The 17,823-nt window shown below is 71.3% G+C and carries 19 protein-coding genes and 2 pseudogenes; 11 read left to right on the top strand and 10 right to left on the bottom strand.

Annotation, left to right across the window (positions count from 1 at the left end):
* Window positions 1-57 precede the first annotated feature (57 nt).
* Window positions 58-909, bottom strand: a complete 852-nt coding sequence (locus tag ACRAWC_RS05280; protein WP_431346815.1) for an HpcH/HpaI aldolase/citrate lyase family protein — start codon at window positions 907-909, stop codon at window positions 58-60.
* 10 nt (window positions 910-919) lie between these two features.
* The gene (locus tag ACRAWC_RS05275) at window positions 920-2,458 is read right to left on the bottom strand and encodes an aldehyde dehydrogenase family protein (RefSeq protein WP_431346814.1); all 1,539 of its coding nucleotides are present in this window, start codon (window positions 2,456-2,458) and stop codon (window positions 920-922) included.
* 228 nt (window positions 2,459-2,686) lie between these two features.
* On the opposite strand from ACRAWC_RS05275, the gene ACRAWC_RS05270 reads away from it, so the two are divergent.
* The 5 genes and pseudogenes from ACRAWC_RS05270 to ACRAWC_RS05250 all read left to right on the top strand — a co-directional run bounded on the left by ACRAWC_RS05270 (window position 2,687) and on the right by ACRAWC_RS05250 (window position 7,603).
* Window positions 2,687-3,964: a flavin-containing monooxygenase gene (locus tag ACRAWC_RS05270; protein ID WP_431346813.1), complete on the top strand. Its 1,278-nt coding sequence runs from the start codon at window positions 2,687-2,689 to the stop codon at window positions 3,962-3,964.
* On the top strand, window positions 3,964-4,395 hold the full coding sequence (locus ACRAWC_RS05265) for a RidA family protein (protein ID WP_431346812.1): 432 nt from the start codon (window positions 3,964-3,966) through the stop codon (window positions 4,393-4,395). Before ACRAWC_RS05270 ends, ACRAWC_RS05265 begins: the two co-directional genes overlap by 1 nt.
* Entirely contained in the window at window positions 4,392-5,063 is a 672-nt protein-coding gene (locus tag ACRAWC_RS05260) for a DUF1028 domain-containing protein (protein ID WP_431346811.1), read from the top strand. Before ACRAWC_RS05265 ends, ACRAWC_RS05260 begins: the two co-directional genes overlap by 4 nt.
* Complete coding sequence (locus ACRAWC_RS05255) at window positions 5,056-6,213, top strand: M20 family metallopeptidase (RefSeq protein ID WP_431346810.1); 1,158 nt, start codon at window positions 5,056-5,058, stop codon at window positions 6,211-6,213. Before ACRAWC_RS05260 ends, ACRAWC_RS05255 begins: the two co-directional genes overlap by 8 nt.
* A pseudogene (locus ACRAWC_RS05250) lies at window positions 6,210-7,603 on the top strand (aspartate ammonia-lyase). The gene ACRAWC_RS05255 and the pseudogene ACRAWC_RS05250 overlap by 4 nt, the downstream one beginning before the upstream one ends.
* Window positions 7,604-7,683: 80 nt before the next feature.
* Here the strand turns inward: ACRAWC_RS05250 and ACRAWC_RS05245 are convergent.
* Genes ACRAWC_RS05245 through ACRAWC_RS05235 form a run of 3 tightly spaced genes read right to left on the bottom strand, consistent with a single transcriptional unit; the run spans window position 7,684 to window position 9,018 of the window.
* Window positions 7,684-8,079, bottom strand: coding sequence for a PIN domain-containing protein (locus tag ACRAWC_RS05245; RefSeq protein ID WP_431346809.1), 396 nt, complete (start codon window positions 8,077-8,079; stop codon window positions 7,684-7,686).
* Window positions 8,076-8,342, bottom strand: coding sequence for a type II toxin-antitoxin system Phd/YefM family antitoxin (locus ACRAWC_RS05240; protein ID WP_431346808.1), 267 nt, complete (start codon window positions 8,340-8,342; stop codon window positions 8,076-8,078). Before ACRAWC_RS05240 ends, ACRAWC_RS05245 begins: the two co-directional genes overlap by 4 nt.
* A 43-nt stretch (window positions 8,343-8,385) precedes the next feature.
* On the bottom strand, window positions 8,386-9,018 hold the full coding sequence (locus tag ACRAWC_RS05235) for a TetR/AcrR family transcriptional regulator (protein WP_431346807.1): 633 nt from the start codon (window positions 9,016-9,018) through the stop codon (window positions 8,386-8,388).
* 209 nt (window positions 9,019-9,227) lie between these two features.
* Here ACRAWC_RS05235 and ACRAWC_RS05230 point away from each other — a divergent pair, with 209 nt between their 5' ends.
* Window positions 9,228-11,201 carry a primary-amine oxidase gene (locus ACRAWC_RS05230; protein WP_431346806.1) on the top strand — a complete coding sequence of 658 codons (1,974 nt, stop codon included), beginning with the start codon at window positions 9,228-9,230 and terminating at the stop codon, window positions 11,199-11,201.
* Window positions 11,201-11,713 carry a hypothetical protein gene (locus tag ACRAWC_RS05225; protein ID WP_431346805.1) on the top strand — a complete coding sequence of 171 codons (513 nt, stop codon included), beginning with the start codon at window positions 11,201-11,203 and terminating at the stop codon, window positions 11,711-11,713. Before ACRAWC_RS05230 ends, ACRAWC_RS05225 begins: the two co-directional genes overlap by 1 nt.
* Window positions 11,714-11,719: 6 nt before the next feature.
* On the opposite strand, the gene ACRAWC_RS05220 is transcribed toward ACRAWC_RS05225, so the two are convergent.
* From ACRAWC_RS05220 to ACRAWC_RS05210, 3 genes are all read right to left on the bottom strand, one after another.
* On the bottom strand, window positions 11,720-11,968 hold the full coding sequence (locus ACRAWC_RS05220; RefSeq protein WP_431346804.1) for a DUF6457 domain-containing protein: 249 nt from the start codon (window positions 11,966-11,968) through the stop codon (window positions 11,720-11,722).
* The gene (mobA, locus tag ACRAWC_RS05215) at window positions 11,968-12,540 is read right to left on the bottom strand and encodes a molybdenum cofactor guanylyltransferase (protein ID WP_431346803.1); all 573 of its coding nucleotides are present in this window, start codon (window positions 12,538-12,540) and stop codon (window positions 11,968-11,970) included. Before mobA ends, ACRAWC_RS05220 begins: the two co-directional genes overlap by 1 nt.
* A 123-nt stretch (window positions 12,541-12,663) precedes the next feature.
* Entirely contained in the window at window positions 12,664-13,224 is a 561-nt protein-coding gene (locus ACRAWC_RS05210; RefSeq protein ID WP_431346802.1) for a DUF2510 domain-containing protein, read from the bottom strand.
* 237 nt (window positions 13,225-13,461) lie between these two features.
* Here ACRAWC_RS05210 and ACRAWC_RS05205 point away from each other — a divergent pair, with 237 nt between their 5' ends.
* Together ACRAWC_RS05205 and ACRAWC_RS05200 are read left to right on the top strand one after the other, a co-directional pair.
* On the top strand, window positions 13,462-14,058 hold the full coding sequence (locus ACRAWC_RS05205; protein WP_431346801.1) for a PadR family transcriptional regulator: 597 nt from the start codon (window positions 13,462-13,464) through the stop codon (window positions 14,056-14,058).
* A gap of 112 nt (window positions 14,059-14,170) precedes the next feature.
* On the top strand, window positions 14,171-15,829 hold the full coding sequence (locus tag ACRAWC_RS05200; protein ID WP_431349366.1) for an ABC1 kinase family protein: 1,659 nt from the start codon (window positions 14,171-14,173) through the stop codon (window positions 15,827-15,829).
* A 199-nt stretch (window positions 15,830-16,028) separates the two neighbouring features.
* Here ACRAWC_RS05200 and ACRAWC_RS05195 read toward each other — a convergent pair.
* Both ACRAWC_RS05195 and ACRAWC_RS05190 read right to left on the bottom strand, forming a co-directional pair.
* Window positions 16,029-16,604: pseudogene (locus ACRAWC_RS05195) on the bottom strand (SDR family NAD(P)-dependent oxidoreductase); the annotation flags it as partial.
* A 22-nt stretch (window positions 16,605-16,626) separates the two neighbouring features.
* Complete coding sequence (locus ACRAWC_RS05190; protein ID WP_431346800.1) at window positions 16,627-16,920, bottom strand: hypothetical protein; 294 nt, start codon at window positions 16,918-16,920, stop codon at window positions 16,627-16,629.
* 188 nt (window positions 16,921-17,108) lie between these two features.
* Here ACRAWC_RS05190 and ACRAWC_RS05185 point away from each other — a divergent pair, with 188 nt between their 5' ends.
* Together ACRAWC_RS05185 and ACRAWC_RS05180 are read left to right on the top strand one after the other, a co-directional pair.
* Window positions 17,109-17,507, top strand: coding sequence for a DUF7144 family membrane protein (locus ACRAWC_RS05185; protein ID WP_431346799.1), 399 nt, complete (start codon window positions 17,109-17,111; stop codon window positions 17,505-17,507).
* 40 nt (window positions 17,508-17,547) lie between these two features.
* Window positions 17,548-17,820, top strand: coding sequence for a hypothetical protein (locus tag ACRAWC_RS05180; RefSeq protein ID WP_431346798.1), 273 nt, complete (start codon window positions 17,548-17,550; stop codon window positions 17,818-17,820).
* The last annotated feature ends 3 nt before the right edge of the window (window positions 17,821-17,823 follow it).

The raw sequence follows: 17,823 nt of genomic DNA, 5'->3' as shown, positions 1-17,823 counted from the left end.
GGGGCTGGGTGGGGGAAATCCGCGCCGAGCGGGGGACGCCCGGCCGGAGGGGAGGCGCTATCCGGCCGCGCTGAACGCGCGATCCAGGCGGAGGATCTTCTCGGCGCGGCCGAGCCGAGGGAGGTCGCTGCCGTCGCGGACGACGCGGCCGCCCTCCTCGAACTCTTCGAGGAAGCCGCAGGCCCAGGACACGTCCTCGGCGGACGGGGCCATGACCTCGTTGACGATCCCGACCTGCGTCTCGCGCAGGCAGAGCCGTCCGGTGAGGCCGAGCGCTGCGGCCGACTGCGACTGCTCGGTCACGACCGGCGCGCCGTCGACCACCGAGGGTCCATCGATCGGGCCGGGGAGGCCGCCGACCCGGCTGGCGACCACGAGCCGCGAGCGCGGGTAGGCCAGCGCGACCTCCTTGTTGGCGACGCCGGTGTCGCGGCGGTAGTCGCCGCTGCCGAATGCGAGCCGGAAGGCGCCGCGCGCGCGGGCGATCAGCGCCGCGTTCTCGATGCCGAGGGCCGACTCGACCAGGGCGACGACCGGGGTGGCTCCGCCCAACCGCTCGGCGGTCTCGCTGACCTGGGCGGCCTCCTCGGTCTTCGCGAGGACGACGCCGAGCAGGCCGGGGAGGCCGCGCAGCCGGTCCACGTCGCCGGCCCAGAACGCCGAGGTGCGGTCGTTCACGCGCACCCACGCCTCGCCGCCGGCCGACAGGAAGCGCGCGACGCGCTCCCGTTCGACCTCCTTGCGGGACACGTCGATCGCATCCTCCAGGTCGATGACGACGGCATCCGCCTGCGATCCGGCGACCGCGACGGCGTCGAGCCGGGAGGCCGGGATCAGCAGCCAGGAGCGCGCGACCTCCGCAGGCACGCGGGCGTCGGTGCGGTGCCGGACGTCGAGCTGCGTCGTCATCTCCGGCCGCCTACGCGTGCTGGAACCACGTGGTCTTGAGGCCCACGTAGTTGTCGATGGCGTGCCGGGAGAGGTCGCGCCCGAAGCCGGACTGCTTGAAGCCGCCGAACGGGGTCGTGGAACCGAGCGCGTCCACGGTGTTCACGGAGACGGTGCCGGCGACCAGTCGCTCGGACACCCGATGGGCGCGCGACAGGCTGGAGGTCCACAGCGATGCGGCGAGGCCGTAGTCGGTGGCGTTCGCGGCGCGCACAGCGTCGTCCTCGTGGTCGAACGCCTGGACCACGACCAGTGGGCCGAACACCTCGTCGCGGTGCAGCGCGTGCGACAGCGGGAGGCCGGCGACGATCGCGGGGTCGATGAACGCGGTCGAGCCCTGCCGCCGGACGCGCTCGCCGCCGATCAACTCGCCGTCGCGGGCCGCGGCCTCGATTGCAGCGGCGACGCCGTCGGCGTGCGACTCGGACACGAGTGCGCCGTTGCCGCTGCCCGGGTCGAGCGGGTCGCCCGACCGGTACGCCTCCGCGGCCGTCGTGAGCAGCCCGAGGAACTCGTCGTAGACGGGGCGCTCGACGAAGATGCGCGAGTTGGCCGAGCAGACCTCGCCCTGGTTGTAGAACGCCCCGAAGGCGGCCTTCTCGGCGGCCGGCGCGAGGTCTTCGACGTCGGCGAAGATCAGGTTCGAGCTCTTGCCGCCGGCCTCCAGGCTGAGCCGCTTCATGTTCGACTCGCCCGCGTAGGTCAGCAGCTTCTTGGCGACTGCGGTCGAGCCGGTGAAGGTGAGCGCGTCCACGTCCGGGTGCAGCCCGAGTGCGCGGCCGATCACCGAGCCGGGGCCGGGCACGACGTTGAGGACGCCGGCGGGGATGCCGGCCTCCAGCGCCAGCTCCCCGAGCCGGAGCGCGGTCAGGCTGGTGGTCTCTGCGGGCTTCAGGACGACGCTGTTGCCGGCGACCAGGGCGGGCGCGAGCTTCCAGGCGGCGATGTCGAGCGGATAGTTCCACGGGACGATCGCCGCGACGACGCCGAGGGCGACCCGGTTGACGATGGCGGTGGAGCCCGGGGGAGTGGAGGGGACCTCGTCGGTGAGCTTGTCGGCCAGTTCGCCGTACCACCGGAAGGTCGCCGCGGTCCCGGGGACGTCGACGGCGCTGGTCTGCGAGAGCGGCTTGCCCATGTCGAGGGACTCGAGGAGGGCGAGCTCCTCGGCGTGATGCTCGATGAGGTCGGCGAGGCGGCGCAGGACGGCGCCGCGGTCGGCGGCGTCGCGGCGGCTCCAGGCGCCGGACTCGAAGGCGGCGCGTGCCGCGGCGACGGCGCGGTCGACGTCGGAGGCGCCGCCTTTGGCGACCTCCGCCAGCGCCTCGCCGGTCGCCGGGTTGATCGTGACGAACGTCTCGCCCGACGCGGAGGCGACGCGTTCGCCGCCGATGACGGCGCGGCCGTCGATGCGGGTCGCGAGGGGGTCGTGGTCTCGAGCGTCATGCGGGGCTCTCCTCCGTTCGCCGCAACCGGGAACCTCCCGCTGCGGTAATCGCAGAGTACGCACCAGGTGTGCATCGAAACGAGCGTTGAAAAGCGTTGCACTGCATCACTTGAAGTGATTCAGTCGGAGCCGCCGGCGGCGGCAGCGCATCACAGCAGGATGGTTCGCGCGCGTGGGACGCACGTGAAGCATCACTTCTACTGATCCAGTAGGGCGATTCTCATTGTTTTACAGATTCGCTCTGGGCTGCTGACAATGGCCAGACCACCTCGGACGAGCGAAGGAGATCACATGTCGAGCCAGGAAATCGAGGTCCTCGTCGTCGGCGCGGGACAGGCCGGTGTGGCGATGAGCGCCCACCTGACCGAGCGCGGCATCCCGCATCTCGTGCTGGAGCGCGGCCGCATCGCCGAACGCTGGCGCTCGGGCCGCTGGGACTCGCTCGTCGCCAACGGCCCGGCCTGGCACGACCGCTTCCCCGGCCTGGAGTTCGACGACGTCGACCCGGACGGCTTCGCCCCCAAGGAGCGAGTCGCCGACTACTTCGTGGCGTACGCCGCTATGACGAACGCTCCCATCCGCAGCGGCGTGGAGGTCCTGTCGGTCCGCCGCAACGTCGGCGCCCCCGGCTTCCGGGTCGAGACCACCGACGGCAGCTACACGGCCCGCCACGTCGTCGCCGCGACGGGCCCGTTCCAGAAGCCCGTCATCCCGACCGTCATCCCGGCCGCGGCGGGGATCGAGCAACTGCACTCGAGCGACTATCGCAACCCGGACCAGCTCCCCGCCGGCGGCGTGCTCGTGGTCGGCGCCGGCTCCTCCGGCGTGCAGATCGCCGACGAGCTGCGCCGCGCCGGACGCCAGGTGCACCTCTCGGTCGGCCCGCACGACCGGCCGCCGCGCCGCTACCGGGGGCGCGACAACGTGTGGTGGCTGGGCGTCCTCGGCAAGTGGGAGGCCTCCGCCCCCGCCGCCGGCGCCGAGCACGTGACCATCGCGGTCAGCGGCGCGCGCGGCGGCCGCACCGTCGACTTCCGGGAGCTGGCGGAGAGCGGCATCACGCTCGTCGGCCGCACGCAGGCCTACTCCGACGGCGTCATCACATTCGGCAGCGACCTCGCCGCCAACATCCACGCCGGCGACGCCAACTACCTGTCGGTGCTCGACGAGGCCGACGCCTACATCGAACGCAACGGCCTCGACCTCCCCGAGGAGCCGGAGGCGCGCGTCCTCGGCCCCGACCCCGCGTGCGTCACCGACCCGGTCACCGAACTCGACCTCGCTGCGGCCGGCATCACCTCCATCGTCTGGGCGACCGGCTTCGGCGTCGACTACGGCTGGCTGCAGGTGGACGCGCTGGATGCTGCGGGCCGGCCGGTGCACCAGCGCGGCGTCTCCGCCGAGCGCGGCGTGTACTTCCTGGGCCTGCCGTGGCAGTCGCGCCGCGGCTCCAGCTTCATCTGGGGCGTCTGGCACGACGCCGGCTACATCGCCGACCAGATCCAGATCCAGCGCACCTACCAGTCGTACGAGAACGCCGCGGTCGCGGCGGAAGGAGCAGCCGTCTGATGCCGACCCACACCCGGATCCGCCCGTTCAACACCAAGGACACCTACCCCGAGCAGAACCTCGACAACGACCTCTGCCAGGCCGTCGTGGCGGGCGGCGTCGTCTACCTGCGCGGCCAGATCGGCCAAGACCTCGACACCCGCGAATCGGTCGGCGTCGGCGACGTGGAGGCCCAGGCCGAGAAGGCCATGGCGAACATCGCGATGCTGCTGGAGGAGGCAGGATCGAGCCTCGAGGACATCGTCAAGGTCGTCATCTACATCATCGACCCGCGGTACCGGGAGGCCGTGTACCGGGTGGTCGGGCGCTGGCTGAAGGGCGTGTTCCCGGTGTCGACCGGCATCGTCGTCTCGGCGCTGGCCCGGCCGGAATGGTTGGTGGAGATCGACGCCACGGCGGTGCTGAGCTCTTCTGCGGGAGGTGCCAAGTGACGTTCTCCATCCTCGCCGTCGACGGCACCGGGGCGATCGGCTCGGCCATCTGCTCCTCCTCGCCCGCTGTCGCAGCGCGCTGCGTGAACCTCGCCGACGGCGTCGGCGGCGCGCACTCCCAGAACATCACCGACCCCCGGCTCGGCCCGCAGCTCATCGACGGGCTGCGCGACGGCCGGCCGGTGGAGGAGGTGCTGGCGTGGGTCGTGGCCTCCACGCCCGACATCGACTACCGGCAGCTGCTCGTGATCGACCGCGACGGCCGCTCCGCGATCCACTCGGGCTCGCACGTGCTCGGCCACCACGGCCAGGCGCACTCCGCTCACGCGGTCGCGGCGGGCAACATGCTGGCTCGGCCCGACATCCCACAGCTCATGGTGGACGCGTTCGAGGCGGCGACCGGCGAGCTGGAGGTGCGGCTGCTGGCCGCGTTGCAGGCCGCCGTCGCCGCGGGCGGCGAGGAGGGGCCGGTGCGTTCGGCCGGCGTCGCGGTCGTGCGCGACGCCGGCTGGCGCGTCACCGACCTCCGCGTCGACTGGGCGGACGACCCCGTCGAGCTGCTGGGCGAGATCCTCGTGGAGACGTGGCTCCCGCAGCGGGACGCGTACGTGACGCGCGGGCTGATGCCGGCCGGGGCGCCGAGCTACGGGGTGCCGGGGGATGAGTGAGGGCGCCGGTACCGCCGTGCTCGCGGATGCGCCGCTGAAGGAGCGCGTCCGCGCGCTCGTGGACGCCGGCCTCCCGCAGCTCGTCGCCCTCTCGGAGGCGCTGCACGCCGACCCGGAGACCGCCTGGAACGAGCACCGCGCAGCCGCCCGGTTGCAGGAAGCGCTGGCCTCCCGCGGCTTCGTCGTGACGCCCGCCTACCTGGGACTGGAGACCGCCTTCCTCGCGACCGCCGGCTCGGGCCCCGTGCGGATCGGCGTCTGCGCCGAGTACGACGCGCTGCCCGGCCTCGGCCACGCGTGCGGCCACAATCTGATCGCCGCGATTGCCGTCGGTGTCGCGAGCGCTCTGGCTGCTCTGGCCGATGAGCTCGGGATCACCGTGGAGGTCTACGGCACCCCGGCCGAGGAGGGCGGCGGCGGGAAGATCGAGTTGCTCGACCGTGGCGCGTTCTCCGGCCTGGACCTCGCCGTCATGGCGCATCCCGGTCCGGTGGATGTCGCGGAGGCGCGCCCGTTCGCCGTCGCGCACTCGCACGTCCGCTACGACGGCAAGGCCGCGCACGCCGGCGCCTACCCGGAGGAGGGCGTGAACGCCAACGACGCCTTCGTGGTCGCGCAGGTCGCGATCGGCCTGCTGCGCCAGCAGCTTCCGCATTCGGCGCGCGTGCACGGAATCCAGACCGTCGGCGGCCAGGCGCCCAACGCCATCCCGGACCGCACGGAGGGCCGCTGGTACGTGCGCGCCGAGAGCCTGGCCGAGCTGGAACGCGTCGAGGAGAAGGTGAACCGCTGCTTCGAGGCGGGCGCGCTCGCCTCCGGGACGACGCTCACCGTCACGCCGGAGAGCAAGCCGTACTCGGAGTTCCGCAACGACGAGCGGGCGCTCGGGTACTACCGGGCGAACGCGGTGGCGCTCGGTCGGGTGTTCGACGGCTCGTCCACCGCGGGCCGGATGAACCGCGCCTCCACCGACATGGGCAACGTGTCGCAGGTCGTCCCGGCCATCCACCCGTACATCGGCGTCGGCAGCCTCCCGGCGACCAACCATCAGCCCGAGTTCGCCGCCGCGTGCGTCGGACCGCTGGCCGAGAAGGCGCTGCGGGATGCCGCCGTCGCCCTCGCACAGACCGTCGTGGATGTCGTCTCGTGACCGGGATCCGCACCGAGCACGACTCGCTCGGGTCCGTCGAGGTGCCGGCCGACGCCTACTGGGGCGCGCACACGCAGCGCGCCGTCGAGAACTTCCCGATCTCCGGGCGGGGGATCGGCACGTATCCCGAGCTCGTGACCGCCCTGGCGCTCGTCAAGCAGGCGGCCGCACGGGCGAACGCGGAGATCGGGGTGCTGGAGTCGTCGGTCGCGGACGTGATCGACGCCGCCTGTCAGGACATCGTGGAGGGCGCCTTCCACGACCAGTTCGTCGTCGACCTGATCCAGGGCGGCGCCGGCACCTCCAGCAACATGAACGCCAACGAGGTCATCGCCAACCGCGCGCTCGAACGCCTCGGGCATCCACGCGGGAGGTACGACGTCGTCCACCCGTTGGAGCACGTCAACCGCAGCCAGAGCACGAACGACGTGTACCCGACCGCGGTGAAGATCGCGCTCACCATCGGGCTGCGGCGGCTGATCGCCGAGCACGCGCGGCTGGCGGGCGCGTTCCGTTCCAAGGGGTGGAGTTCCGCGACCACGTCAAGATCGGGCGCACGCAGCTGCAGGACGCGGTGCCGATGACGCTCGGCCAGGAGTTCACGGCGTTCGCGGTGACGATGGACGAGGACAACCTGCGCCTGACCGAGACCATCCCGCTGCTCGCCGAGATCAACCTCGGCGCGACCGCGATCGGCACCGGCATCACCGCCTCGCCCGGTTACGCCGCCGCGGTGGTGCGGCACCTGGCCGGACTGACCGACCTGCCGTTGGTGACGGCCGGCGACCTCATCGAGGCGACCTCCGACACCGGCGTCTTCATGCTCGTCTCGGCCGCCCTGAAACGCGCAGCGATCAAGCTGTCCAAGATCTCCTCCGACCTGAGACTGCTGTCGAGCGGCCCGCAGTTCGGCTTCGGCGAGCTGCACCTGCCGCCGCGGCAGGCCGGGTCGTCGATCATGCCGGGCAAGGTCAACCCGGTGATCCCGGAGGTCGTCAACCAGGTGGCGTTCGCGATCGCCGGCGCAGACGTCTCGATCACGATGGCGGCCGACAACGGCCAACTCCAGCTCAACGCGTTCGAGCCCGTGATCGCGAACGCGCTGCTGCAGGGACTCACCTGGCTGACCAACGCGTGCCGCACGCTGCGGGTGAACTGCGTCGACGGCATCCAGGCCGACGCCGAGCTGCTGCGGACACGGGTCGCCTCGTCGGTCGGGCTCGTGACCGCGTTGACGCCGCGGATCGGCTACGCGACCGCCGCGCAGATCGCGCACGAAGCGCTGGAGACCGGGGGAGACGTGCGCACCGCGATCGTCGGCCGCGGCCTGCTGACCGCCGCAGAGTACGACGCGATCACGGACCCCCGCACCCTCACCGGCGCGCGTTGAGCCCGCCTCCATCCGCTCCGGAGTTGTGCACGCCTGCGCACGGATCGTTGCGTGCACAACTCCGGAACGGATGGCGTGGATCAGACGGCGGGGATCACCCGCACGACGCGTTCGAGGCCGGCGAAGTCGGCGACGTTGTGGGTGACGATCGCGGCGGCGTTCGCCCGGGCGACCGCTGCGATCATCAGATCGGCGATCCGGCCGCGCGGTGACCTCCCGGACGCGTGCACGGCCTCGACGATCCGTCCGTAGTACATCGCAGCGACATCGTCGAAGGGGACGCCCCGGCCGAACGCCTGCCGGATCTCGAGAACCTGGAGCTTGCGATCGGCCAGCGCCGCCGCATCCAGGCCGGGTGCGACGAGCCCCTGCTCGAGCTCGGCGTAGCTGATGGAGCAGATCGACACTTCGGTGATCTCCTCCGGCAGGACATACCCGCCGGTGATGACGACGTTGGTGTCCAGCAGCGCTCTCACTGCCAGGGATCCCGCAGGTCCTGCTCGGACCGCTGCGCCTGCAATTCGCCCGCCCAGTCCTCGTCGCCGCTCGTCGCCAGAAGCTGGGCCACCCGCTCGACCGGTACCCAGGCCGAATCCACGTGCGGCACGACGTCTGCGATGGCCCGACCGTGGCTGGTCACCACATAGCGCTCGCCGCTCTGAACATCGGCGAGCATCTTCGTCGGGTTCTGCCGAAGCTGCCCGACGGTGATGCTGCGGTCATCGAGCGTCGAAATCATCTCCCAACCCTACCTTCCCCGTAGACAATTGTCTACACTGACGTCAGCTCGCCCAGGCGCGGAGGGTTGTGGCGGCGGCGGAGGGCATGTCGCTCAGCCACGGCGCGACGGCGGTCGCGAACGTGCGGCGGATCTGAGTGGTGTCGTCCTCGGCGGACTCCGCCGCCCAGATCACCTGCTCGCCGGCGTAGACCGAGTCGAGCAGGCGCACCAGCGGCTCGATGGGTGTGGCCGCCGCGAGCTCGCCGTCGGTGACCGCGTCCGTGAGCGCCGTGCGAGTCAGTTCAGTGAACTCGCGCGGGCGGCCGAACGCCGACCGCGGGTCGGAGCCTGCGTGCACCTGTCCCCAGAACGCCACCACCACCCGCGCCTCCTCGCGGGTCACCGCGGACGTCGGCAGGATCTCCTCCGCGATCGCGAGCAGCGCCGCCAGCCCGCGCGCGTCGCTCGTGCGCGCGGCGATCCGCTCCAGTGTGCGCTCGACTCCCCGCTGGGCCGCTGCCTCCGCGATCTGCTCCACCGAGTCGAAGTAGTGCCAGAGCGTGCCGGGAACCACGCCGAGGTCGGCCGCGACCGAGCGCCCGTGCGTCCCCGCCACGCCGGAGCGAGCGAGGACGCGCAGGTAGGCATCCACGATGTCGCGGCGACGCTGGTCGTGATCGACGATCTTCGGCACGCCCCCATCTTGCACGACCGGATGTCGACAACGGAGGAGGTCCGCCTCTGGAGCCTCGAAATCGCAGCGAGCGGAGGAGATGTGGCTGCCGGGAGGCCGGGTATCCTCCGTTGTCGCCCCCGGTGCCCGTAGCCCCGGCCTCTTCCCACAGCAGGTTTTTGACGCTAAAGTCAATAATAATCGGGATCCACCGACGAAGGAGTTCTGGAATGTCCCTGACGATCGCCACCGCGACCTCCCACCCGCTCGCCGCACTCACCGCAGCCGAGATCGCCCGCGCCCGCGACGTGTTCGCCGCCGCCGGCCTCGTGACCGAGCACACCCGCTTCACCTACGTGATGCTGCGCGAGCCGCACAAGCGCGATGTCCTCGACGCCGGCCGCGCCGCCGCGCTGCACCGTGAGGTGGAGGCGCTGCTGCTCGACTTCTCCACCGGCGCCGTCACGCAGGCGGTCGCCGACATCACCACCGGAGCCGTCGTCCACACCCGCGAGCTCGATCGCCTGACCGAGGGCACCGCGCCCGTGCTGGACGAGGAGTTCGGCCTCGTGGACGAGATCGTGAAGGCCGACGCCGGCTGGGTCGCCGCGCTCGCCAAGCGCGGCATCCACGACATCTCCCAGGTCCGCACCTGCCCGCTCACCGCCGGCCACTTCGACTACGACGACGAGGAGGGCCGCCGGATGTTCCGCGTTCTCGCCTTCCTCCAGCAGAGCGAGTCCGACCTCCCCTGGGCGCACCCGATCGACGGCATCGTCGCCCACGTCGACACCCTCTCGCGCTCGGTCATCCGCCTGGTCGAGACCCCCATCGACACCGTGCCCCTGGAGTCCGGCGACTACCTCGACCCGGAGATCACCGGGCCGCTGCGCACCTCGCTGAAGCCCATCGAGATCACCCAGCCGGAGGGCGTCGGCTTCGAGTACCGCGACGGTGTGCTGAGCTGGGAGAACTGGGACCTCCGCGTCGGCTTCAACGGCCGCGAGGGCCTCACCCTCCACGACGTCGCGTTCACCTACCAGCAGGAGCGCCGCCCGATCCTGTACCGGGCCTCCATCTCGGAGATGGTCGTCAACTACGCCGACCCCACGCCCATCCACGGCTGGCAGAACTACTACGACGCCGGCGAGTACCAGTTCGGCCGCCTCGCGAACTCCCTGGAGCTCGGCTGCGACTGCCTCGGCGAGATCCTGTACCTGGACGCCGTGGTCGCCGACGACTTCTGCAACCCGCGGGTGATCACGAACGCGATCTGCATCCACGAGGAGGACTACGGCATCCTCTGGAAGCACACCGACGAGTTCACCCACACGTCTGAGGCCCGCCGCCAGCGCCGCCTCGTCGTCTCCTTCTTCACAACCGTCGGCAACTACGACTACGGCTTCTACTTCTACTTCTACCTGGACGGCACGTTCGAGGTGGAGGCCAAGGCGACGGGCATCGTCTTCACCGGCGCCCACGACGGCGGCGACGACCCGTACTCCACCCCGCTCGCGCCCGGACTCGGCGCGCCCGTGCACCAGCACATGTTCTGCGCGCGGCTCGACATGACAGTGGACGGGGTCGCGAACGCGGTGGACGAGATCGACGTCGCGCGCGTGCCGGTATCGGAGAGCAACCCATGGGGGAGTGCGATCGGCCGGACCACCACCCGCCTGTCGTCGGAGGCTTCCGCTGTTCGGGATGCGGACGGTTCGGTGGGGCGCGTCTGGTCGATCAGCAGCGCCTCCCGCCGCAACCGCGTCGGCCGCCCGACGAGCTACGTGCTGCACCCGTCGTCGGAGCCCGCGCTGTTCTCGGCGGACGAGGCGCACCAGCGTCGCCGCGCCGGCTTCGCCGCGCACCACCTGTGGGTGACGCAGTACGAGCCGTCCGAGCTGTGGGCGGCCGGGTACGCGGTGAACCTGCACCCGGGCGGCGCCGGCCTCCCGGCGTACGTCGCCCAGGACCGCCCTCTGGACGGCGAGGACATCGTCGTCTGGCACACGTTCGGGCTGACCCATTTCCCGCGGCTGGAGGACTGGCCGATCATGCCGGTGGACTACGCCGGGTTCACGCTGAAGCCGTACGGGTTCTTCGACCGGAACCCGACGCTGGACGTGCCGCGGTCGGCGACCGGGTCGTGCCACACCGCGTCTTCTGCCGCTGTCTCCTGCGGTGCCGATTGCACTTGCGGGCACTGATGCTCCTCGACCTGGGAGCGTTCGGGGCCTCCACGGTCTCCGCGTGCTGCCTGCTCGGCACGGCGCGCCCGGCGCGGGTGTGGGTGTCGGCCGGGCTGATGGTGCTGGCGATGGCCGGATGCGTGCTCGGGTCATCCGTGCCCGGCGTCGGTCTGGCCTCCATCGTGCTGGCACTGGCCTCGGCGGGGTTCGCGTTGCAGCGGCGGTCGCGGAGGGTGCCGCCGATGAGCCTGCACCGGGCGCTCGGCGGAGTGACGATGGCGGCGCTGGTGGCGATGTCGCCGGGGATGGCTCGGGGCAGTGGCGCGCCCGTTCCGGCGCACGCGCACGGGGTGTCGCTCGGCGCGATCGTGGTCGCGTTCGTCGCGGGGTATCTCGCGTACAGCACATGGCTGCTCGTCACGATGGCGCGGGCTCGCGGGCTGGAGCGTCGTCGCGGTGGACGCGGCCTCCTGGAGCTCGGCGAGGTCACCGGGATGGCGGTCGGCGTCCTGCTGATGTCGGTGATGTAGGCGGGGTCAGCCGTCGACGCCCTGGCCGGCCTCCGCGATCGCGACCCGGAGTTCGCGGGCGACATCCTCGAGCGTCCGCCCCGAGGCCACCGCCATCCCGGCGATGTAGGCCGTGAGCGGCGCGGCCGGACGGGTCACCCCGTGGGCGGCGTCCCTCGCGAGGTCGAGCAGGGCGGACACGTCGCCCGGCTCCAGACTCACCCCGAGCCGCCGGGCGGCAGCACCGGCCCATGCGTCGAGTTCCTGCGGTTCCATCAGTGTCGCTCCTTCGCTCGTTCGAGGTCGTGCTGTTCGTCGATGTCCGCAACGGCGTCGGGGTGGGCGCGGACGATCGGGAGGCCGAGGTGCCCGATCAGTGCGCGGACGGGTCGGCCGGCCGTGCCGCCGCCGGCGTCGAGCTGTTCGAGCTGCGCCCGGAGGGCCGCGACCGGGGCGCGCGCGAGCAGCCACTGCACGTTCCCGTCGCCGTCGGCGAGCACGCCCGTCTCGATGGCGTGCAGCGCGGCGACGGCGCGGGCCGGTCGTGCAAGATCGGCCGAGACGATGAGCGTCTCGGTGACCGTCTCCGGCAATGCGGCGACGCCCGCAGCGATGCCTGCGCACGGCCCGCCCCACCGCGGAAACTCGGACACGACCACGACTCCGCGCGGCACCGTCTGATTGGTCGCCGAGACGAGAACGACCGTCGCGCACCCGCTCACGGCCTCCATCGTCCGCTGGAGCAGCGTGCGCCCGTCGACCTCCGCGAGCAGCTTGTCGCTGCCGAAACGCGTCGATCGGCCGCCGGCGATGACGATGGCGGCGGGCGGCGGGGGAGGAAGGGCCACGGGGTCCAGAGTGCCACGGTTGGGGTGGGGGTGCGAGCACTCCGGCGGTCGAGCGATTGCTTACCGGTTCGCGATCGGGCGACGGTCGCTCGCCGGGAGCCGCTCGGAAGGCGGAGCGGCTGGCTAGCCGGCCTGCGCGGGCCCGTGCCAGTTGAGCTGGCTGATGTAGAACACCATCCAGACCACGAAGAAGGCCGCACCGATACAGCCGAGGACGAGCCCGGCGGTGGCACGTCCCCGGCCGGAGTCGACAAGCCCGGCGCGCTCCATCTGATCGGCCGTGGTGCGCGACTGGGCGCCGAAGACGATCGCGAGGACGGACGGCAGCGCGAACGGATTGATGAAGAGGCTGACGATTCCCCAGACGAGCGCTCGCGTCGCCTTGCCGTTCTTCGGCGGCACGGCGACGACGTACTGCGGGCCAGGGTATGGCGAATGCGACTGCAGGGGTGCGTAGGCGGCGGGATCGCGGTACGAGGTCTCCGTGCCGGCCGGCTGGGCGTACGGCGCGGAGCCGAACCCAGCAGGTTGGGCGGTGGCGCTCGCGACCGGTGACACCGGGGATGGCACGGGGTTGTGCGGCGCCGTGTGCTCCGTCCAGGCGGTTCCATTCCAGTACCGGACGCTGCCGGACGCGGCGGGGTCGGCGTACCAGCCGGCGGGAGGGTAAGAGGCGTCGCTCACGATGAAGTCCTTCTCGGGTCGTGTGAGCAGACTAGCGAGAAGCTGACCGCTCGGTAGGGAATTGCCCCTGGATTGGGGTGGGGTCTGGATGGGGGTGCTGGGGAGGCCCGACACTGCCCCGCCCGGTATCATCAGCAGACCTCCCGAATCGCTGGGAGCCCTCCCGATCCACCCCCGAACGATATATCGTTGACTATCGTTACCGACTCACCCGATCAGTCACTCTGGAGGCACATCATGAGCGGAACATTCACCGGCGGCGGAGGCTGGGGCAACATGAACGCGGACGGCCTGTTCCAGGCCTTCGATCAGCTCCGGTCGCAGTTCGAGAAGAAGGTCGGCACCCGGATGGGCCGCGGCGACGTGCGCGCCGCCGTGCTGGCGCTGCTCTCCGAGAAGCCCATGCACGGGTATCAGATCATCCGCGAGATCGAGGAGCGCACCGGCGGGAGTTGGAAGCCGTCGGCCGGGTCCGTCTACCCGACGCTGCAGCTGCTGGCCGACGAGGGACTCATCATGGCCGACGAGTCGAATGGGCGCAAGACCTACTCGCTCACCGAGGAGGGCCGCGCGGCCGCCGAGGAGGCCGGGCCCGCGCCGTGGGCTCCCGAGGAGAAGAAGGAAGACGCCAAGAGCGGCTGGGGCCCGGGCAACTGGACCGGCGGCCACAACCCGTTCGACTCCGAGCTGCCGAAGGCGGGCATGGCGCTCGCGCAGGCCGCCGCCCAGGTGCGGCGCACGGGGACGCCCGAGCAGATCAAGGAGGCCGTCGCGGTCCTCGACGAGGCGCGGCGGAAGCTGTACTCGATCCTCGCCCAGGACGCCCAGGACTGAGCGGGTGACGGCGCCCGACGCGGCCGGATCAGGCGCGACGACGACACCAGGCACGAACAACAGGACAGCAGCAGTAGCGGGCTCCGGCAACACCCGGGCCCGCTACCGCCGCATCCTGCGGTTCGCCGCGGCCAACCTCATCCACATCTGGTGGTACGACCTCTTCCTGCCGCGCATCGGGCTCGGCCGCTTCAGCGAGCGCGGACGCACCAAGCGCCTCACCGCCTTCGCCCGGCGCTTCCACGACCTCGCCGTCGAGCTCGGCGGGTTGATGATCAAGGTCGGCCAGTTCATGTCGTCGCGGCTCGACATCCTCCCTCCCGAGATCACCAAGGAGCTCGAGGGGCTGCAGGACGAGGTCCCGGCCGTCCCGTTCGACGCCATCAGGAGGCTCGCCGAGGACGAGCTCGGGATGCCGCTGGAACGCGTCTTCGACAGCATCGACCCCGTCCCGGTGGCGGCGGCCTCCCTCGGGCAGGCGCACCGGGCGCGGCTCGCCGCACAGGACCGGGAGGACACCGGGCTCGACACGGTCGTCGTGAAGGTGCAGCGGCCGGGGATCGACGCGATCGTCGACGTCGACCTCGCCGCGCTGCGGCGGGTGGGCGGCTGGCTCAAGCGGGTCCGTGTGGTCGCCGACCGGGTGGACATGCCGGCCCTCGTCGAAGAGTTCGCGGCGACCAGCCTGGAGGAGATCGACTACCTCCATGAGGCCAGGAGTGCGGCGCGGTTCGCGGAGGACTTCACCCACGACCCGCGCGTGGCCGTGCCGGAAGTGGTCTGGGAGCGCACCACGAGGCGCGTGCTCACGCTCGAAGACGTGACGGCGATCAAGATCACCGACGTGCTCACGCTGCGCGCTGCCGGGATCGACCCGGCGCACGTGGCACCGGTGTTCGCCTCCGTCATGTTCGACCAGCTCTTCACGAACGGGTTCTTCCACGCAGATCCGCACCCGGGCAACATCTTCGTCACGCCCGACGTCGCGCAGGCCGGCGACGGGATGGACGCGACGACCGCGCACCCGTGGAAGCTGACGTTCATCGACTTCGGGATGATGGGGGAGGTCCCCGACGGCACGCGCCGCGGCCTCCGCAAGCTCCTCATCGCCGCGGCGGGGCGCGACGGCAAAGGGCTCGTGGACGCGATGCGCGACGTCGGGGTGCTGCTGCCGACCTCCGACACCAGCGAGCTCGAACGGGCGATGACGCAGCTGTTCGCGCGGTTCGGCGGGATGGGGTTCGCGCAACTGCGGGAGGTCGACCAGCGGGAGTTCCGCGACTTCGCCACCCAGTTCGGCGACGTGATCCGGTCGCTGCCGTTCCAGCTCCCGGAGCACTTCCTCCTCATCGTCCGGGCGATGTCGCTGACGTCCGGGGTGAGCAGTGCGCTGGACCCGGACTTCAACATGTGGAACTCGATCGAGCCCTACGCGACGCAGCTGCTGCGCGACGAGAGCGGCAACATGGTGCAGGACGCGCTGAAGGAGGCCGCCGCCATCGCAGGCGTCGCGGCGCGGCTGCCGAAGCGGCTCGACGGGATGGTCAACCGGATCGAGGAGGGCAACTTCTCGGTGAAGACGCCCGGGCTCGACCAGCGGATCGGGCGGCTCGAACGCGTCACCCGGCGGCTGATCGCGGCGGTGCTGTTCGGTGGCTTCCTGGTCGCCGGAGCGGTGCTGCTGCCCACGGTCCAGGCATTCGGGATCGTGCTGATGAGCGTGTCGGCGCTGCCGCTGATCTACGTGCTGGTCGGCGGCCGCAGGCGCTGACCAGCGACGCCCCGCGGCAGGGCGGATGGGGAGCGGGCGCGTCAGGCTCCGCCGTGGTCAGTGTCTCCAGGATCGCCGCCGCCACGCCTTCCGGCGTCTGCGCCGCGGCCGGGTCGAACGCGGCGGCGGTGCGCGCCAGGTAGGCGTTCAGCGCGCCCTCATACGGCGTCCCGGCCACTGCCGGCGTCTCCTGCGCCTGCACGTTCGCGACGAACTCGGTCGTCACCGCTCCCGGCTCGATCACGCTCACACGGACGCCGACGGTCGCGGCGACCGGGGTCAGCGACTCCATGAAGCCCTCGACGGCGAACTTCGCAGCGCAGTACGCCTCGTTGAACGGCTGACCCACCACGCCGCCGACGCTCGACACCGTGACGACGCGGCCGCCGCTCTCGCGCAGCAGCGGAAGCGCGGCCTTGGTGACGGCGACGACGCCGAAGAAGTTGACCTCCATGACGGCGCGCACGTCGTCGACGGACTCCAGCTCAACCGTCCCGAGGTGCCCGGCGCCCGCGTTGTTGAGGACGGCGTCGAGGCGGCCGTACGTCGACCGGATGTGGTCGAAGCAGGCCTCGATGGAGGCCGGCGAGGTGACATCCAGGGGCTGGAGGTCGAGTGTGACGCCGGCGGCGTCGACTGCGGCCTGCAGCGCGCCCGCCCTGCCGAGGTCGCGCATGGTGGCCACGACGGTGAAGCCGTGGCGGGCGGCGGCGACCGCGGTCGCGAGGCCGATACCGGAGGACGTTCCGGTGACGAGGAGGATGGATTCGGTCACGGTGTCATCCTGCCATCGCAGCTCACTGCTCCGGCAGGCTCACCCGCGCCCCATCACGGGTGAACCCGCGCGTGGCCTCGTCGTAGGTGGTGTGCGACCGTTTCGGCGACGAGTCGGCCGGCGGGGGCACCTCGGCGTGTTCGAGGGCTCGCAGGACGAGCGTCTCGACCAGGTGGGATGCCGTGGTGTGGCGGTGCAGGGCGATCCGGACGAGCGCGGCGTACTCCGGCTCGCTCAGGTGCAGCTTGAGTGGGATGCCCCCGGGCACGGTGCCGGGGCCGAGGGCGGTGGGGCCGGTGGCGTTGGCTTCGCTCATGTCCGGATTGTGCCTCCTGCGGCACCGCCTTGGCTATTCCCGAGATTTTGTCCCCCGGATGGCGCCGAACGACGTATTGCCGAGCTCGCGACCACGGGGGCATCATGCGGCCACAGGGGAGCCGGAGGGCCGTCCCCGAGAGTGCCGCCGCTCCGGACGGGACGGCGGCGGCGAGAGGGGTGCGGGAAATGACCGAGGCGAGGGCGGCGACCGGCTGGGTCGGCTGGGCGTATTTCGCGTCGACCATGCTCTTCATCGGAGCGGCGATCGACATCTTCTACGGGATCATGGCGATCGTCGGACCGAACACGGCGTACTTCGTCAGCACGAAGGGCGTCGCCTCGTTCAACGTGGCACTCTGGGGGTGGTGGTCGCTGATCATCGGCGTGCTCCTGCTGCTCGCCGGGCTGTTCCTGTTGCGCGGGGCGATGTGGGCGCGCGTGTTCGCCGTCGTGATCGCGGGAGTCAACGCCGTGACGCAGCTCATGTCGCTGCCGGCACAACCGTGGTGGTCGATCGTGATGGTGACCGTCGACATCCTCGTGATCTACGCGGTGACGGTGCACGGACGGGAACTGAAGAGCTAGCGCGCGCGGAGGCGGCACGGACGGCTTTCGGGGGTCGGTCATGGAGGACACGCGCGGCAGTTTCGTCGCGGTCTTCCTGTACCCCGGCGAGTCGCGCGAGAGCACGAGCAGGCGGCTCCCGATCGTCGGCGCCGGGCCTCCCGCGGTGATCCGGGCGGCCTCGATGTTCGAGGGCGCCGCCGCGGTCGACGTGTTCCGCCTGGTGGACGCCAGCGCGTGGCCGGAGGCCGCGGCCTACCTCTACGAGGGGACGGTGCCGGGAACGCTGGAGGACGGCGACGGCGTCGAGCAGGTGACCACGCCCGACGACTGAGCG

It is taken from the genome of Leifsonia sp. L25 (assembly GCF_050632895.1).
The sequence above is the reverse complement of the archived record's forward strand: the minus strand, read 5'-3'. Positions and strand labels throughout refer to the sequence as shown.

Excerpts from the sequence above, each read along its gene's own strand:
- ACRAWC_RS05230 (WP_431346806.1), top strand. The coding sequence starts at position 9,228 with ATGTCCCTGACGATCGCCACCGCGACCTCCCACCCGCTCGCCGCACTC.
- ACRAWC_RS05280 (WP_431346815.1), bottom strand. The coding sequence starts at position 909 with ATGACGACGCAGCTCGACGTCCGGCACCGCACCGACGCCCGCGTGCCT.
- ACRAWC_RS05255 (WP_431346810.1), top strand. The coding sequence starts at position 5,056 with ATGAGTGAGGGCGCCGGTACCGCCGTGCTCGCGGATGCGCCGCTGAAG.
- ACRAWC_RS05190 (WP_431346800.1), bottom strand. The coding sequence starts at position 16,920 with ATGAGCGAAGCCAACGCCACCGGCCCCACCGCCCTCGGCCCCGGCACC.
- ACRAWC_RS05265 (WP_431346812.1), top strand. The coding sequence starts at position 3,964 with ATGCCGACCCACACCCGGATCCGCCCGTTCAACACCAAGGACACCTAC.
- ACRAWC_RS05220 (WP_431346804.1), bottom strand. The coding sequence starts at position 11,968 with ATGGAACCGCAGGAACTCGACGCATGGGCCGGTGCTGCCGCCCGGCGG.
- ACRAWC_RS05240 (WP_431346808.1), bottom strand. The coding sequence starts at position 8,342 with ATGATTTCGACGCTCGATGACCGCAGCATCACCGTCGGGCAGCTTCGG.
- ACRAWC_RS05185 (WP_431346799.1), top strand. The coding sequence starts at position 17,109 with ATGACCGAGGCGAGGGCGGCGACCGGCTGGGTCGGCTGGGCGTATTTC.
- ACRAWC_RS05225 (WP_431346805.1), top strand. The coding sequence starts at position 11,201 with ATGCTCCTCGACCTGGGAGCGTTCGGGGCCTCCACGGTCTCCGCGTGC.
- ACRAWC_RS05270 (WP_431346813.1), top strand. The coding sequence starts at position 2,687 with ATGTCGAGCCAGGAAATCGAGGTCCTCGTCGTCGGCGCGGGACAGGCC.
- ACRAWC_RS05205 (WP_431346801.1), top strand. The coding sequence starts at position 13,462 with ATGAGCGGAACATTCACCGGCGGCGGAGGCTGGGGCAACATGAACGCG.
- ACRAWC_RS05180 (WP_431346798.1), top strand. The coding sequence starts at position 17,548 with ATGGAGGACACGCGCGGCAGTTTCGTCGCGGTCTTCCTGTACCCCGGC.